Here is a 16158-nt window from a genome sequence, read left to right as displayed (position 1 = left end):
TGTGCCTGAGGTTCACTAATGTTTTTCCGCAGTAACGCCTAATTCACCGGTCGGGAATCGATTACAATCAAGATAAATCAAGGGCTCCGCCCAAACAATAGACAATCCAATTAAAAAGGAACAAGAGCATGTCTTCTGCCTTTTACCAGCAAATCCAAAATCAATTAGAAGAAGTAAAAAACGAAGGTCTGTACAAGTCTGAGCGCATAATTACCTCTCAGCAGCAGGCTCAGGTTGCGATTTCAACCGGTGAAGAAGTTCTGAACTTCTGTGCCAATAACTACCTTGGTCTTGCGAACCATCCTGCGCTTATTGAAGCGGGTAAAGAGGGCATGGAAACTCACGGTTTTGGTATGGCGTCTGTACGCTTTATCTGTGGTACTCAGGACATCCACAAAGAGCTTGAGAAGAAGCTGTCTGAGTTCCTGGGTAAAGAAGACACTATTCTGTACACCTCATGTTTTGATGCGAACGCAGGTCTGTTCGAAACCATTCTTGGTAAAGAAGATGCGATCATCTCTGACGCACTGAACCACGCTTCTATTATCGACGGCGTGCGTCTGTGTAAAGCGATGCGTTTCCGCTACTCCAACAACAACATGGCTGAGCTGGAAGAGCGACTGATCGAAGCAAAAGAAGCGGGCGCGCGTAACACTCTTATCGTGACCGATGGCGTGTTCTCAATGGACGGTGTGGTTGCAAACCTGCCGGCTATCTGTGACCTGGCTGACAAGTATGGCGCACTGGTGATGGTCGATGACTCTCACGCAGTTGGCTTTATGGGCAAAACCGGCGCAGGCACTCACGAATACCACGACGTTATCGACCGTATCGATATCATTACCGGCACGCTTGGTAAAGCGATGGGCGGCGCATCAGGCGGTTACACCTCAGGTAAGAAAGAAGTGATCGACTGGCTGCGTCAGCGTTCGCGTCCATACCTGTTCTCTAACTCAGTGGCACCAGCGATCGTTAACGCTTCTATCCGCGTTCTGGACCTGCTTAAAGAGAGCGGTGAACTGCGTGACCGTCTGTGGGAAAACGCGGCGCACTTCCGTACCCGTATGACAGAAGCAGGCTTCACCATGGCGGGTGCTGACCACGCAATTATCCCAATTATGCTGGGTGATGCGAAAGTTGCGGCTGAGTTTGCCGAGCGCGCTCTGGCGAAAGGTATCTATGTAATCGGCTTCTCTTTCCCTGTTGTACCGAAAGGTCAGGCGCGTATCCGTACCCAGATGTCTGCAGCACACAGCCGTGAGCAACTGGACCGTGCAATTGACGCCTTTATCGAAGTAGGCCGTGACATGGGGCTGATCGACTAATGAAAATCAAAGCACTTTCAAAACTGAAGCCTGAAGAAGGCATCTGGATGACCGAAGTGGACATGCCTGAGCTTGGCCACAACGATCTGCTGATCAAGATTAAGAAAACCGCGATTTGTGGTACTGACGTTCACATCTACAACTGGGATGAGTGGTCACAAAAGACCATTCCTGTTCCTATGGTTGTGGGCCACGAGTACGTGGGTGAAGTGGTCGGTATTGGCCAGGAAGTTCGCGGCTTTGAGATTGGTGACCGCGTATCGGGCGAGGGTCATATTACCTGTGGTCACTGCCGCAACTGTCGTGGCGGCCGTACTCACCTGTGTCGTAACACCATTGGTGTTGGCGTAAACCGTACCGGTGCGTTCTCTGAGTACCTGGTGATTCCAGCGTTCAATGCATTCAAGATCCCGGCTGAGATCTCTGATGACCTGGCGTCTATCTTTGACCCGTTCGGTAACGCAGTACACACAGCACTCTCTTTTGACCTGGTAGGCGAAGATGTGCTGATCACCGGTGCTGGCCCAATCGGTATCATGGCTGCGGCAGTTGCCCGTCATGTTGGCGCACGCCACGTGGTGATCACCGATGTGAACGAATACCGCCTGGACCTGGCCCGTAAAATGGGCGTTACCCGTGCGGTGAACGTTGCCACAGAGAGCCTGGATGACGTGATGAATGAACTGGGCATGACCGAAGGCTTCGATGTGGGTCTTGAAATGTCCGGTGTTCCGGCTGCATTCAACACCATGCTGACAGCAATGAACCACGGTGGTCGTATTGCACTGCTGGGTATTCCGCCATCAGACATGGGCATCGACTGGAACCAGGTGATCTTCAAAGGTCTGATCATCAAAGGCATCTACGGTCGAGAAATGTTTGAAACCTGGTACAAGATGGCGAGCCTGATCCAGTCCGGTCTGGATCTGACCCCAATCATCACTCATCACTACAAGATTGATGAGTTCCAGCAGGGCTTTGATGTGATGCGCTCTGGTCAGTCAGGAAAAGTGATTCTGGACTGGCAGTAAGCCTTTCTGACTTTGATACCAAGCCGGGCATTGCCCGGTTTTTTTCTGCCCGTTTTTTTTTACTGCCCGGTTTTTTAACTGCTTAGCTGCTACAGTATGAATATCGTCTGAGAATTATTGGTGTCACAGGAGACCAATATGTTGATGCTGTTTTTCGGGATACTTCTTTGGTCTGCAGTACACTTCATTCCTGCTTTGGCACCGGCGCGTCGGCAGGCCTGGATTGGGGCTGTGGGTGAGGGTGGGTACAAAGGGCTGTTCAGTCTGGTTGTACTGATCTCTTTAGCACTGATGGTTTTTGGCTGGCGCGATGGTATTGGAAGTGTCCTCTATTACCCGACTCCAGGAATGGCCAGAATGACCGGTCCACTGATGCTGCTGGCGTACATTTTGATGACCTCTTCACTCCTTCCGACCAGGCTTCGCAGCACCATCCGCCATCCGCAGCTCAAAGCGGTGCAGCTGTGGGCCTTTTCTCATTTGGTGAGTAACGGCGAAGATCGCTCGATATTGCTGTTTGGTGGCATCTGGGTATGGGCGCTGCTGGAGATCTGGCTGATTAACCGCAGGGAAGGAGAATGGCTTAAACCGGATACAGGTGGAGTCAGCGCAGATGTAATTGCGGTGGTTGCAGGTGTCATCCTCTATGGGGTTACACTGGTTTATTTACATCGTTATTTATCTGGCATTCCACTGATTTAAAGGAATAAAAAATAGTAGTAGACCGCTTTTGAAATCGGGCGTAATATCGCCCTGTCTTGGGGAGTAGTTGATGAGAATTTGCACGTCGTCATCCCGTTAGGTGTCCCAGCCTATCCGGCGCGCAAAGGTGGCAGACCCGCCACCTCGACGAGACCAACGCAACAGTTCCCGCTGCATATTGTATACAGCGGGTGGTTTTGTTTGCGGAAGTCTGTGTCAGTTCCTGTACTTCCGCGCCCTGAGGATTTCGTATGAACCCTTCTGTGTATTTTGTATTTGGCCTGTTTACTCTGGTGCTGGTTGCACTGGATATTTGGCAAACCCGTGGTGGCAATGTTTCAGTTAAAAAAGCCGCTATCTGGAGTGTCTTTTGGGTAATTCTGGCGGTGGCTTTTGGTACCTCAATCCTGTGGTGCTGGGAGTGGTATGCGCCGCACAGCGACTATACCGCCAAACAGGCAGCAACCGCGTTTATGACCGGTTATCTGCTGGAGAAATCCCTGAGTGTCGATAACCTGTTTGTGTTCACCATTATATTCCACCAGTATCTGGTGCCGTCACATCTGCGTCCGCGTGCGCTGTTGTGGGGTGTAATTGGTGCACTGATCCTGCGTGCAATGATGATTGCGGTTGGCGCTCAGTTGCTCGCAAGCTTCCACTGGATACTGTATCTGTTTGCGGCTTTTCTTGTCTGGACCGGTATCAAACTGGCCTTGCCGGAAAAAGAGGAGCAGGAACCAGAACGTCCGGCGTCTGACAGATGGTTGCGTAAGATCGCACCAGTGACGGATGATTTTCGCGGTCATGCGCTTGCAGTTAAGCAGGATGGCCGCTGGTGGCTGACTCCAATGGCGTTGGTTATTGCGGTAATTGCGACCATGGACGTGCTGTTTGCTCTGGATTCTATTCCGGCGATTTTTGCGGTAACCCGTGAACCTTTCCTGGTTCTGGCGGCGAACGTGTTCGCGCTGCTTGGGTTGCGTTCACTGTTCTTTGTTCTGCAGGGCATGATAGATAAGTTCGTTTACCTGAGACCGGCACTGGCGTTCATCATGGTGTTCATTGGTATCAAAATGGCACTGGTGGAAACCCCGTGGGCGATTCCTACGGCAGTATCACTTACGGTGTTATTAGTAGTGATGGGCGGCGCGATCATTGCCTCAGTAATTCGCTACCAGTCTCAGAACCGGGACAAGCTGGCAGAGCAACCGCGCTTGTAATACGCCGGATAAAGGCTATGGTTCAAGTATGGAACCATAGTCTTGCTGTTCTGCATTATGTCGAGTGATTTCCAGGAGTTGAGAACCAAACTGGCCCAGTTAACCGAAGATCTCGAACTCAATCTTGAGCGCGAGTGTTCGCGCTGGGTGTTTGAAGATCTCAATTTGCTTTTGGATGTGATCACGGCCAAAGCCGAGCTTCATGAACTCAATGAAGAGCGGCTTAACCTGGTGATGGAGTCCACCGGAGTAGGGATTTGGGACTGGGACGTAAGTCAGGGAACACTGGTGCTGAATGAACGCTGGGCTTCGATGCTGGGGCATGAGTTGCACGATTTTGAGCCTGTCAGCATTAATCTTTGGGAGGAGTTTACTCACCCGGAAGATCGCAAGGCATCAGTCGAACGGCTTATCGCGCACTGGAAAGGGCAAACAGAACAGTTTGTTCACGAATGCCGGATGCGTCACCGGGATGGTCACTGGGTCTGGGTGCTGGTGACGGGCAAAGCAGTAGAGTGGGATGCAAACAATAAAGTGGTACGCATGACCGGTACGCATCTCGATATCACCCACCAAAAACAGGCGCTGGAAGCCCTTGAAGAGCAGGCAAGGCTGGTTGAGCGCAAAACCCGGATGCTCAAAGTTGCTAACTGGCGTTTGCGCCGGCTTTCTGAGGTTGATTCCGTTACCTGTATTCCTAACCGCATGGTGTATGAACGGACGTTTGAACATGAAGTCCGGGCGGCCCGGCGCTCAGAATCACCCCTTTCTGTATTGATGATCGATATTGATGATTTCAAACTCTACAATGATCATTATGGTCATGTGCAGGGTGATGATGTGTTGCGAAGAGTGGCACAGAAAATTCAGGAACGGCTAATGCGCAGCACCGATTTTGTGGCCCGATATGGCGGCGAAGAGTTTGTAGTGATCCTGCCTTATACCGATAACGTGAGTGCGATGTATGTGGCCGAAAAGATCCGCCGCTCGGTTCAGGAAGCGTTTATCGAGCATAAAAACTCAACCGTGGCAGATTGTATTACCCTGAGTATCGGTATCGCTACACAGGCAGGACAGTTGACCGACAAAATGACCCTGGTCGAGAACGCAGACTCGGCCATGTACCATGCAAAACGCAGCGGGAAAAACCGCTGCGTTTCGAGTGACTATTTGTAGCAGGGACCATCTGTAGTGACGTAATCAGACAGATACGTCGAGCATGCTGCCAATCATATCGTTGTTACGCTGAACCACGCTGGTGCCCACACTGTTGTAGCTTTTTGCCTGATTGAGTTTAGTGGCGGCTTCCGTCATGGATTTGGCTTCTTCGCGTTTGGCTTCGGCCAGTTCTTTTCGGGTGTTTATCTCGCGCTGCTCCTGAGCTGAAGGCAGGTTGTCCACACGCTGATTTTCCGCTGCTTCCATTTCCTGCATTCTTTCTTCCCGTTCCTGTTCTTCGCGCAGCTCTTCAAGCCTTGCGGTTTCTTCACGGGCACGTTCGAGCTGATTTTCCAGACGGGTCTCTTCAAGGCGGGCAGTTTCAATGCGCTGGCGTTCAAGGCGGGCTTCTTCGGTGCGCAGGCGTTCGAGACGAGCCTGTTCATTAAGCTCCTCTGTCGCTTTTGTGGCCAGGTTCTGGGACTGCTGAAGGATCGCATTACCTGACTGAATTGAGGAAACGGCCATACTGCTTCTCCTGTACACCTACTAATAGAGTAATATTTGTACAGTTGCAGCGCAACTCTTTATAACGGGTTTGTCTGAAAGGGGAAGTGTTATTAGTGGTGGTTATATATTGAAATGCAAATACCCGCGGCCTTTCTTCCTTTGAGCCTGAGAAAAGCGCGGGTATTAGTTGTTAAAAAGCCGGGTCAGAGCCTGGAGCTCTTCGTCAGTCAGTTCGACTTCCGGTTGTTTGGGCGTAAGCTTGCCTTCAATTTCTGCCAGCAACATTTTCAGCTGCTGCGGCGACAGTTCGGCTACTTTCGACCTTAACTGTTCAAATTGCTGCGTTGGCATAGTGGCTGCCTCTCTGCACTGGTAAATCTGCAACCACTATATAATTTTGTGCGTTAACTTTTGTTCAGTTTTTGTCAGGAAATTGTCTGGTACGTAAGGATGGGGCAAAAAGTACCGTATCAAACCTGATTTTTGTTATGAACCCGATCAGCAAACATAGCCGCCAGTTGATGAAGCTCGGGTAACATCCGGTAGATCAGGTGCAACTGCTGCAGTATCAGTTTTACTGAGCTTTCATCTTCATCCCGCCATTCAGACAGCCTGCGTTCAATCTCTTCATCGACTGGCAGCTCAGTTTCACAGTACTCGCAGTGATCGTTGAGCTGGCGGTGCAGGACTTCCAGGTGCTGGTGGATAACCCTGTGCGCTTTCATGATCAGGTGGTGAACCGCATCGTCTTCAATTCGTGTCCGGTGCGCACCAAGAGCTGAGATATAGCTCAGCAGGGCGTGATTCAGGGTCAGGAAACGGAAGCTTTCATCTACGGCTGCGCGGTATTTACCGGGTTCAACCAGCATGTTACTGATTGAAGAGCTGAGCTCCGCGTCCTTATTATGAGCGTCACGCCGTGAGATGCGGTAGGCGAGGGTATCACGCTTGCCAATCCGGTACTGGCCGATGATTTGTGCCAGATAACCCTGGTTTGCCTGAACAGAGCCGGCCATCACTTTATGCAGCCTTGATGAGTGCCAGTCCGGCAGGATATACACTACCGCCAGTACTGCCAGGGCGCAGCCAATCAGGGTATCGGTCAGGCGCGGCAGCACCACGGCATAACCCTCTCCCTGCTGGGCAAAGCAGAACAGCACCAGCAGGGTAATAAAGGCAGTAGCGAAGCCATAATTATTGATACGGAAGGCAAAAAACAGAATGCCGGAGATAACGATCAATACCAGCTGGCTTTCTGCGCCAGGGAAGAAGGTCAGCAGCGGTACGCCAAGCAGCAAACCGGCCAGGGTACCAAGCACCCTGGCGGTGAGTTTCTGGCGGGTCGCGCTGTAGTTTGGCTGGCAGACAAACAGAGTTGTCAGCAGAATCCAGTAACCGTGCTCAATATTAAAGCCCTGAATGATGCCGTAACCCGCGGTCAGTGCAACTGACATGCGCACAGCATGACGGAACAGTACGGACTCCAGACTGAAGTTGGCCCGGATGCGCTGCCACATCGCTTTGGGCGTATGGGCGGTCGTGTCGTAAAGAATGTCATCGTGCTCGTTCTGTTTTACATCCGGGTTACTGATATTAGACAGCTGCTGCTCGACCGTGGCCAGATTCTGGAACAGGTAGTGAAGCTGGTTGAGCAGCGGATTCCAGTCGGCTCGTTGTTGGTCAGACAAAAATCGCACCGCATCCTGGGCTTCGTTCAGCGCGGCAGCACTGGCTGGCTGGTGCTGGTATTGGGTGCCCAGCGTCAGGGACTTGGCGACTGCCCGGCAGGCGTTGGCCTGAGTGTGCAGCAGGTGTTTAAAGCGAAACAGCACATCGCTGTGATAGAACTGCTGCGCGAGATCCTGATAGCGATAGTGTGTCGAGCTTACCCGCTCATGGATATCCTGGGCGAGGAAATAGATATTAAGGAAACGGTCACTCGGGCCATCAACCTGGCCACGGCGTGAGCGTGACAGCAGGGTTTGCTTGGTCGCGTTCAGTGACTGAACCGTAATGGCATTCAGGCTGGCGTCGCGGATACGGTGTGGCTGGGGGATCAGCTCATTTACCGGGTGAAACAGCTCACTTTTGGAATCCAGGTAGTTGGCCAGTTGCGAGAACACAGTCGCCAGGCTCTGCTGTACTGGCTGCATTGGCCAGAAGATCTGCCATACCATAGAAATCAGGTAATACCAGGCGGCTCCGGTGACCAGAGTTAACGGTTGGAACCAGATATTGGGACTGTTATGGGCGCCCAGCATGGTGTAAACCGCGATCAATAGTGAGCCAAACGCGATACTTGCATAACGGGGGCCGATTGCACCAAGCATGATAAAGCCAAACGAAGACAGAAAAAGCCCCACGGCAAACAGGGGCGGGTAATCAAACAGCAGCTCGATGGAAAGCGCTGCAAACGCAAAGCAGATAAACGTCAGGGTTATGGCGCGCATCCGGCCCCAGAAGCTGTCATCGGTTTCTGCCAGTGCAGCGGCGATCACTCCGAGAATAAGCGGAATAATTGCGTCATTGAGTTCAAAGTACCAACTGGCGGCAACCACCCCCATCAGGGCGATAGCAACACGGACACTGTAGTTAATGGTTTTATTGGCCCAGTAATGGCGCAGTTCAGAAATTAGGGACACCGGAATTCTGCAAGCAAGATAAAAACAAGAGTTTAGCAAAACCAGCAGCGAATCATTAGCCACACAAATCAATATTTTCATCAAGTGTTCGTTTCTTAAACGTAAATACGGTGATTCGTTGCTGAGGCTGTCGGGGTGTATTAAGATTTGTCCTTTATTATAGTCAACGGAATCAGGACATTTCATGCAGTTGTCGGCATCCCGCACCGCGCGCTTTTTCATTCAGAATGAATACAATGAGGTCAGAACAGAGGAGGACACCCTGGTGTTATCCTGTGCCGGAAGCGATGAACATATCCCGTTTTCTGTTTGGAATGGACGTGTGACGGTGTCACGTGGATTGGTGTGGGGTCAGCTGCTGTTCCATTCACACATCAAAGACGGCAGGCAAATGGCCTGGCTGGTGCAGGGGGTGCCCTGGCAGGAGTGTCGTGCGTTTGCGCGTTTTGTGCAGAGTCAGTATCAGCACTGGCATCATTCTCAGTGCGAGAAACTCAACACTCTGCTCCCGCAGTGGCGTGAGGCGCTTATTAGGCTTCAAAAGCAGCCTTCTTACCTGGCTTCCTCCCAGCTGACTCAGTGGCAGCAGGTTGTGGCTGAAGGGCTGACTGACCTGAAGATGACTCTGGATGAAGCGTGTCAGATGATGCCGAAATATATGCAGGATATCCGTCTGTGGCTGGAAGCGGGCAGGGAAGAGCAGTATGAGCGTAACCTGTGCTGGCTGGAAAACGAGCGAGAGTACTGGAAGGTACTGTTCGAGCAATGTGAATCAAGTCCGCTGAACGTATCGCAGCAGCAGGCAGTGCTTTTGAACAATGACCACAACCTGATCCTGGCTGGTGCAGGCAGTGGTAAAACCTCAGTGCTGAGTGCGAGAGTCGGCTATTTGCTTCAGAGTCATCAGGCGCAGCCGGAAGAGATGCTGATGGTGGCTTTCGGTAAAGATGCTGCAACAGAAATGAAAGAGCGGCTGGATAACCGCCTGGGTGCGGCGGCTCAGGGCGTCAGCGTTAAAACCTTCCATTCCCTTGGGCTTGAAATCATTCGCGAATGCGAAACGCAGCCTGTGGAGATCACCGAGCTTGCCACTAACGACAAGGCACGCCAGGCCTGGTGCAGTGAGTGGCTGAAAAACCACTGGGCGACCGGAAATAACTTCAAACGCTGGCAGAAGCACCTGTCCAAATGGCCGATTGCCTATCTGAAAGGTGACGAGGAGCTTGGCTCGCAAACAGAGAACCCGAAGTTGATCGCCTGGCTGGAGAAGCAGCTTGATCAGCTCAACGCCTGCTATACGACCAAAAAGCAGATTCAGGAAAACATCGTTGATCACGATGAGTACCCGCGACTGAACAGCGAGCTTCAGCTTGCCTGGCCGTGCTATCAGGCCTGGCAGGCGATGCTTAAAGAGAGCGGACAAATTGATTTCCACAGCATGATTTTCAAAGCTGTTGATTATGTTAAGAAAGGTAAGTATCAGGGCCGCTGGCGTTACATTATGGTTGATGAGTATCAGGACATATCACCGGCCCGTCTTGAACTGCTTGAAGCACTTTGTCACGGCAAAAAAGGCCAGCAGGCATCGCTGTATGCGGTAGGGGATGACTGGCAGGCGATTTATCGTTTTGCTGGTGCAGATGTCAGTTTGACTACCGGATTTGAGCAGCGATTCCCGGGCGCAACCATACACAGTCTGTCGACTACGTATCGTTTTAACAGCAAAATTGGTGAAGTCGCTTCCAGCTTTGTGATGCAAAACCCAATTCAGTTACAAAAAGAGCTCAAAAGCCACCGAACGGTTAAACAAAAGAATGTGGTGTTAATTTCATCGTCTATACTGGAAGAGTCGTTAACGAAACTTAACGACAGCGCAAAGACACGGAAAGAAGTCTTGTTGCTGGGACGCAACCACTACCATCTACCCTCACAGTTGGCTGAGTGGCAACTGCGCTTTGGTAACTTGTCTCTGAAGTTCATGACGTGTCATGCAAGCAAAGGCCGAGAGGCCGACTTCGTATTTGTGTTAAATGTTGACGAAGGGCAATTTCCTGCGGTGGAAAGGCAGTTGCATCTGAATGATGCCTTGCTGCGTTCTGATGAGTCTTTCCCCCATGCAGAAGAGCGGCGCTTGTTTTATGTTGCTCTTACCCGGGCGAAGGAACGCGTCTGGGTCGTGTATGGCGCACATCCGTCTGGCTTTGTGGATGAATTGCGTATGGGAGGTTACCCGGTCATAAAAAAATAAAATAGGCTAGACTAGACCATGAATATTGGCATCTTTGTGTACGAAAACGCTGAGCCCATTGATTTTTCCGGGCCGTACGAGGTGTTTGCAACAGCAAATAAACACGCTGGAGCATACAACACCAGTTTTACCCCCTATCTGATCAGTGAAACAGGTGATCCGGTGACCGCGCGTCATGGTTTCCAGATCCTTCCACACCGATCATTCAATAATCACCCGCCTCTGGATGTGTTAGTTATTCCTGGCGGGGCTTTTAACCAGGAAATCAGAAAACCGGCAGTCATTGACTGGCTTCAGGAACAGGCGAAGCACGTTAAGGTCATGGCTGCAGTAAGCAGTGGTACATTCCTGTTGGCAAATGCCGGCCTGCTCGAAGGACGGCGTGTCACAACGCACTGGCAACACGCAGACACCCTGACCGCACAGTTCCCCGCGCTTCAGGTGGTCAAAAATGTACGTTGGGTTGAAGACGGAGAGGTTCTGACTTCCGCCGGGTCAGCAGGAATCGATATGAGTTTGCAGTTGATTAGTCGTCTGTCGAAAAACGCACTGGCGAAAACAACAGCGCAGCTCATTGATGTGAAGTGGCGTGACGAACACGTTGTCGCCTATTAAATAGAGTGATGGGAATTAGCCCTCCGGAACCTGGGTCCGGGGGGCTTTTTTATTGTCTGACGATGTGACTGGATCAGGTACGCTCGGCCAGATACGCCTGGTAATCAGGAATTTCAATTTCAGTCGGCTGGTTAATCAGCGATGAATCAAAAATGAAGTTGGCGGTAGCCCGGTTGGTCGCTACAGGAATGTTCCACACGCTGGCGATACGCAGCAGGGCTTTTACGTCCGGGTCATGTGGTACGGCATTGAGCGGGTCCCAGAAGAAGATCATTACATCGATTTCACCTTCGGAGATTTTGGCACCCAGTTGCTGGTCGCCGCCCATCGGGCCACTGATCATACTGCGGATCGCAAGGCCGGTCTGTTTGCTCAGCATGTGGCCGGTGGTACCGGTGGCATACAGGAAGTGGCCCTGCAGTTTCTCTTTGTTTTCCTCAACCCAGCGCAGCAGCTCAGCTTTACAGTTATCATGGGCAACCAGCGCGATGTGTTTGTTTGCTGGCAGTGTTCTTGTTGTTTTTTGCATTCAATGCTCCTTCACATAACTCACCAGAGGCGCAGCTCTGGTCGAATGGCCTTATTCTGCCAAGTCTGAGAGATTTTGGTGCGATTAATATTAATAACCGTTAGCGGGTTATCATTTTCAACGCGTTTGTGTGTTGCCTGTCTGATAAACAGGCCGAAATTCTGGCGGAGACAGCGATTCCCTGAGTATCTGTTTCGGAAGGTGGTCAGGCGTCAGGGCTTCAATTTCCGGGCTGTATTCAGGTTTAAATTCCGATTTATCATTCAGATAGTGATAAGCCTGACTGACCGAAAGCGCGCCCTGCAAAACCATTTTGTCCGTCGGGGCGAACAGTACCCGGTTACGGCGTATTCCGCGATAAACCCCGTGACTGAGGTAAGTAGAGACCAGCGCGATTTGCTGCTGTTTTCCGGCACTGCGAAGCTCACTGATTGCCGCTTCGATGGCTACGGCGCTGCCAACGATATAAGAAATGTCACTGGAGTCAGTCAGCACCTGCTGGATCAGGTTGCGCTGCAGTTCTTTGTCATTATCTGCCCACAGTGAATAACGGATGCGAATGTCGCTGCCTTCGACTGCGTCAAGGAAACCTTCAGCAACCGGTTTGGTTCCGCCACGGTGCTGTGGGCCGGGCAGCCATGCAATATGAGTAATGCCACTGCCGGCAGGATGTCGTTTGGCAAGAAACTGACCGGCCTGATACCCCATCCAGTACCAGTCAACGCCGACCTTGCCTTTAATAACAGTGGTGTTTGCATCAGTTACGTTGAGTTTGTTGACTGTAGCGAAGACCGGTATGTCACCGGTCAGCCCGGCGATCGGCTCATCGTATGCCGTTGGGGATACCGTACCAAGAATGATGGCATCTGCGCCCCAGTCAGCGCAGTCACTGAGTTGCTGACGCTGCTTTTCAATATTGGGATAACCGCCGGACTCGAGCACTTTCAGTTCGGCTCCGAGTTCCCGGGCTTTGGTCACCATGCCGTAGTTAACCGACAGCCAGTAAGAGTCTTTCAGGTGAGGGTAGATCGCACACAGCCGGGTCTGAGCCGGTGCAGTAGCGCTGGCCAGAGTAGCTGAAAGCATCAGCGAACCGAGCATGATGCGGTGCATCAGCCTGTTCGGTGAGGACGAATTAAAGTGATGGTTGCGCATTTTCGCTGTCGCCATTGGCATCCTGAGTCAATACACTGCAAAATATACCTGACCCGTACTGAGAAAAACACCCGTTATGCGAGGAACTTATGCTGTTATCTCCGGGAAGCATTGGCAGCAAGCTTCTGTACTCCTTTATTGCCATTACCCTGCTGATGATTCTGGCATCAACGATTGGGGTAGCAGGCTTTTCTTTTGTCGCCAAGACTGAACGCCGGGTGGTGAATCAGGCGATCCCGTCCATGATAGAGGCACGTCAGGTGTCTGAGCTTAGTGCACGGATCATCAGTACTTCTCAGCGTTTTGCCGGAGCGCAGACCGAAGCGGAAAGTAAAGCGGCCGGTACGGAGCTGTTTCGTCAGCTCGATGCGCTGCTCAATCATATCCGTGCTCTCGGTTCCGATTCGTTTGATCCGGCGTTGCTCGATCAACTGGAAAATAATGTTCAGGACATCATCGACAACTTTGCCGGGTTGGGTATGTCGGTTGATCAGCGCCTGAAACTGACCGGCCTTATTATCGCGACTGCGGAAAGCATGCAGCAAAAAGCCAATGAGCTCGAAGGCCTGACCCGCACCCAGGTACTCAATGCCTCTACCGTTACTGTCGCCAATATCACTCATATGTACGATCTGCTCGAAAGCAACGATAAAGAAGCCGTGTATGACAACCTCGACAGCCTGATAGAGGTGGACCTTGACCTGTCTGAACGTCTTCATGAGTTGCATCTGCTCGCATTCAGGTTGCTGACCCAGATTGAAGAAGCAAAAACCGTAACAGACTTTGAGCGGATCCGGACCCTGCAGCAGCAGTTTGAACGGAATCTGACCATTATGGCAAGACGTGTCCGCTCGGTTGAAGATCCATCCCGCTCTGAGAAGATGACCGCGCTTATCGGTGAGTTGCAGGAGCGCAGTGTTTTGTTTGACTGGCTGGCTCAGCGCTATGAGAACGGGCAGAGCACCATGCTGCTGAATGAGAAGACAGGCCAGCACTTTGCTGAGCTCAACCAGATCGTCAGTCGCCTTATTGATGATTCTAACCGGGGAACCGCAATCGCGGTGTCGCAGGTGAGCCGGACGCTGACTTATGCGCACTGGACTCTGGTGGTGATATCGGTGCTGGGTCTGGCCGCGGTGATTTTCATTGTCTGGCGGGTTGTGTACCTGAGAGTAGTGGCTCGTCTTAGCGAGTATTCAGGGGCGCTGAGGGGCATCGCCAAAGGCGATCTTGACGTCGAAGTGTGTGTGGAGGGCAAGGATGAAATGGCGTCGATGGGACGGGCGATCATAAACGCCCGCGATACCGCCAAAACACTCCAGATTGTTGCCCAGCGGGAAAGGGATGCCAAAAGTGAGCTGGAACAGCATAAAGAGCACCTGGAAGAGCTGGTGGATGAACGCACGCATCAGCTGCGCGAAACCAACGACAAACTTAACGTGGAGGTTCTTAATCACGCCAGGGCACGCAATCAGGCAGAGCAGGCAAACCGCGCCAAATCGGCTTTTCTCGCCACCATCAGCCATGAGATCCGTACTCCGATGAATGGTGTGCTGGGTATGGCAAGGCTGCTGAAAGAGAGTGGCCTGAACACCGTCCAGTCCGGCTATGTGGACATCATTGGTCGCAGTGGTACGCATCTGTTGTCAATCATCAATGACGTGCTCGACTACTCCAAAATTGAGGCTGGTCATTTGAAAATCGGCCGTGAGTCGTTTGATTTACTTGAGCTGGTTGAAGAGACCTGTGCCCTGCATGAGGTTAAAGCTCATGAAAAAGGGCTGGCGCTGTATGTGCAGGTGGATCCGGAGGTTGGCAGTTATAAACTTGGTGACGCAACCCGGATCGCGCAGCTGCTGACCAATCTTGTTGGAAATGCCATCAAGTTTACCCCGGACGGGGAGGTGGACGTTTATGTCTGTGTGGATCCTGACAACGCTGGTTACATCTTGTTTGAAGTGCGTGATACCGGCACCGGTATTGCGAAGGAGGAGCAGGGAACCCTGTTTGACGCCTTTACTCAGGCCACAGATGGCCGGCACACCCCGGGGGGAACCGGTCTCGGACTGGCGATTTGTAAACGTATCGCAGATGCCATGGGCGGTACGATAGGGCTCAGTTCAGAGCCGGGCGAAGGTAGCCGGTTCTGGTTTTCGCTGCCGCTTGAAGATGGAGAAGAAGTCAGTCAGCCACTGCCTGTTATGGAAAAATGCCGGGCTGCCAGAGTCCTGTTGGTCGAAGATAATCCGGTAAACTGCCTGGTGGCAGAGGGTTTTCTACAAAGTCTTGGTCATACGACGGTCACCGCGACCAGTTGCGCCCGGGCCAAAGAGCTTTTTGCCGGAGAAACATTTGACCTTGCGCTTCTTGACATTAACCTGCCGGATGGTGATGGGGTTGAGTTAATGCGTTCGCTCCGGGAAATGGAGTGTGACGCTGTAACTAGGGTGCCGATGATTGCAGTCTCGGCCCATGTGTTTGCAGAAGAAGTGACCGAATATCTGCGTTCCGGTTTTGATGGCTTCTTACCAAAACCTGTTGAGAAAGAAGCGCTTGCCGCTGTAATGGCAGCCCACTTGGGTGGGGAGCTACCATCGCCTCAGTTTGAATCGCGCCCGGCCGGCACGCTGGTTGAAAGTGAGACGCTGGACGTGAGTGTACTTCGCCAGGATCTCCATGTGTTGGGCGATGAAAAGTTGGCGCAGCTGATCGCGCTGTTTAAGCAGAGCAGTGAGGAGATCTGGCAGGAGTGGCAGAACGCTTTGCTTAATGGAAACTCCGCACTGGTAAAATCCATGGCGCACAAACTGAAAGGCTCTGCGGCGGGTATGGGCCTGCGCGCTCTGCAAAAGGCGTGTCAGGAAATTGAAGCTGCTGAAAATCCGTTGCAGGCGGCAATGGATAACAAAGAACAGATGGCGGAACTGTTGGGCGAATCCTGTCAGGCACTGGATGATTTTGCGCGTAACAACCTTTGTGGCTGACTACCAGGGGAGTCAGCCAGGTTAACGGAAGGAGTCGCG

General features: G+C 51.9%; 13 protein-coding genes. 8 read left to right on the top strand and 5 right to left on the bottom strand.

Annotated elements, in window-relative coordinates; translation table 11 throughout:
* The first annotated feature begins 128 nt into the window (after positions 1-128).
* The 5 genes from ACVB80_RS01235 (at position 129) to ACVB80_RS01215 (ending at position 5454) form a co-directional block, all read left to right on the top strand.
* On the top strand, positions 129-1325 hold the full coding sequence (locus ACVB80_RS01235) for a glycine C-acetyltransferase (RefSeq protein ID WP_481079434.1): 1197 nt from the start codon (positions 129-131) through the stop codon (positions 1323-1325).
* On the top strand, positions 1325-2356 hold the full coding sequence (gene tdh / locus ACVB80_RS01230) for an L-threonine 3-dehydrogenase (RefSeq protein WP_481079433.1): 1032 nt from the start codon (positions 1325-1327) through the stop codon (positions 2354-2356). Before ACVB80_RS01235 ends, tdh begins: the two co-directional genes overlap by 1 nt.
* Before the next feature lie 138 nt (positions 2357-2494).
* A complete protein-coding gene (locus ACVB80_RS01225) occupies positions 2495-3058 on the top strand; it encodes an NnrU family protein (RefSeq protein WP_481079432.1) in 564 nt (187 codons plus the stop codon).
* A gap of 251 nt (positions 3059-3309) precedes the next feature.
* Positions 3310-4278 carry a TerC/Alx family metal homeostasis membrane protein gene (locus tag ACVB80_RS01220; protein ID WP_481079431.1) on the top strand — a complete coding sequence of 323 codons (969 nt, stop codon included), beginning with the start codon at positions 3310-3312 and terminating at the stop codon, positions 4276-4278.
* A gap of 57 nt (positions 4279-4335) precedes the next feature.
* Positions 4336-5454, top strand: coding sequence for a sensor domain-containing diguanylate cyclase (locus ACVB80_RS01215; protein ID WP_481079430.1), 1119 nt, complete (start codon positions 4336-4338; stop codon positions 5452-5454).
* Between the two features lie 24 nt (positions 5455-5478).
* Here ACVB80_RS01215 and ACVB80_RS01210 read toward each other — a convergent pair whose 3' ends face one another.
* From ACVB80_RS01210 to yccS, 3 genes are all read right to left on the bottom strand, one after another.
* Complete coding sequence (locus ACVB80_RS01210; protein WP_481079429.1) at positions 5479-5964, bottom strand: hypothetical protein; 486 nt, start codon at positions 5962-5964, stop codon at positions 5479-5481.
* Between the two features lie 165 nt (positions 5965-6129).
* Positions 6130-6297 carry a hypothetical protein gene (locus ACVB80_RS01205; RefSeq protein WP_481079428.1) on the bottom strand — a complete coding sequence of 56 codons (168 nt, stop codon included), beginning with the start codon at positions 6295-6297 and terminating at the stop codon, positions 6130-6132.
* Between the two features lie 119 nt (positions 6298-6416).
* The gene (gene yccS / locus ACVB80_RS01200) at positions 6417-8588 is read right to left on the bottom strand and encodes a YccS family putative transporter (protein WP_481079427.1); all 2172 of its coding nucleotides are present in this window, start codon (positions 8586-8588) and stop codon (positions 6417-6419) included.
* Positions 8589-8772: 184 nt separating this feature from the next.
* Here yccS and helD point away from each other — a divergent pair, with 184 nt between their 5' ends.
* Positions 8773-10836: a DNA helicase IV gene (gene helD / locus ACVB80_RS01195; protein ID WP_481079426.1), complete on the top strand. Its 2064-nt coding sequence runs from the start codon at positions 8773-8775 to the stop codon at positions 10834-10836.
* Between the two features lie 18 nt (positions 10837-10854).
* Positions 10855-11451 (top strand): DJ-1/PfpI family protein, encoded by a 597-nt coding sequence (locus ACVB80_RS01190; protein WP_481079425.1) that lies wholly within the window; start codon positions 10855-10857, stop codon positions 11449-11451.
* Between the two features lie 73 nt (positions 11452-11524).
* Here ACVB80_RS01190 and ACVB80_RS01185 read toward each other — a convergent pair whose 3' ends face one another.
* A complete protein-coding gene (locus tag ACVB80_RS01185; RefSeq protein WP_481079424.1) occupies positions 11525-11980 on the bottom strand; it encodes a methylglyoxal synthase in 456 nt (151 codons plus the stop codon).
* Between the two features lie 117 nt (positions 11981-12097).
* On the bottom strand, positions 12098-13093 hold the full coding sequence (gene torT / locus ACVB80_RS01180) for a TMAO reductase system periplasmic protein TorT (protein ID WP_481079904.1): 996 nt from the start codon (positions 13091-13093) through the stop codon (positions 12098-12100).
* A gap of 131 nt (positions 13094-13224) precedes the next feature.
* On the opposite strand from torT, the gene torS reads away from it, so the two are divergent.
* A complete protein-coding gene (torS, locus tag ACVB80_RS01175; RefSeq protein WP_481079423.1) occupies positions 13225-16119 on the top strand; it encodes a TMAO reductase system sensor histidine kinase/response regulator TorS in 2895 nt (964 codons plus the stop codon).
* Positions 16120-16158: the final 39 nt, after the last annotated feature.

The sequence above is a fragment of the Vibrio sp. 9-16B-A1 genome, from assembly GCF_056726165.1.
The sequence above is the reverse complement of the archived record's forward strand: the minus strand, read 5'-3'. Positions and strand labels throughout refer to the sequence as shown.

Coding starts and splice junctions, on each gene's coding strand:
- ACVB80_RS01235 (WP_481079434.1), top strand. CDS start 129: ATGTCTTCTGCCTTTTACCAGCAAATCCAAAATCAATTAGAAGAAGTA.
- tdh (WP_481079433.1), top strand. CDS start 1,325: ATGAAAATCAAAGCACTTTCAAAACTGAAGCCTGAAGAAGGCATCTGG.
- ACVB80_RS01225 (WP_481079432.1), top strand. CDS start 2,495: ATGTTGATGCTGTTTTTCGGGATACTTCTTTGGTCTGCAGTACACTTC.
- ACVB80_RS01220 (WP_481079431.1), top strand. CDS start 3,310: ATGAACCCTTCTGTGTATTTTGTATTTGGCCTGTTTACTCTGGTGCTG.
- ACVB80_RS01215 (WP_481079430.1), top strand. CDS start 4,336: ATGTCGAGTGATTTCCAGGAGTTGAGAACCAAACTGGCCCAGTTAACC.
- ACVB80_RS01210 (WP_481079429.1), bottom strand. CDS start 5,964: ATGGCCGTTTCCTCAATTCAGTCAGGTAATGCGATCCTTCAGCAGTCC.
- ACVB80_RS01205 (WP_481079428.1), bottom strand. CDS start 6,297: ATGCCAACGCAGCAATTTGAACAGTTAAGGTCGAAAGTAGCCGAACTG.
- helD (WP_481079426.1), top strand. CDS start 8,773: ATGCAGTTGTCGGCATCCCGCACCGCGCGCTTTTTCATTCAGAATGAA.
- ACVB80_RS01190 (WP_481079425.1), top strand. CDS start 10,855: ATGAATATTGGCATCTTTGTGTACGAAAACGCTGAGCCCATTGATTTT.
- ACVB80_RS01185 (WP_481079424.1), bottom strand. CDS start 11,980: ATGCAAAAAACAACAAGAACACTGCCAGCAAACAAACACATCGCGCTG.
- torT (WP_481079904.1), bottom strand. CDS start 13,093: ATGCACCGCATCATGCTCGGTTCGCTGATGCTTTCAGCTACTCTGGCC.
- torS (WP_481079423.1), top strand. CDS start 13,225: ATGCTGTTATCTCCGGGAAGCATTGGCAGCAAGCTTCTGTACTCCTTT.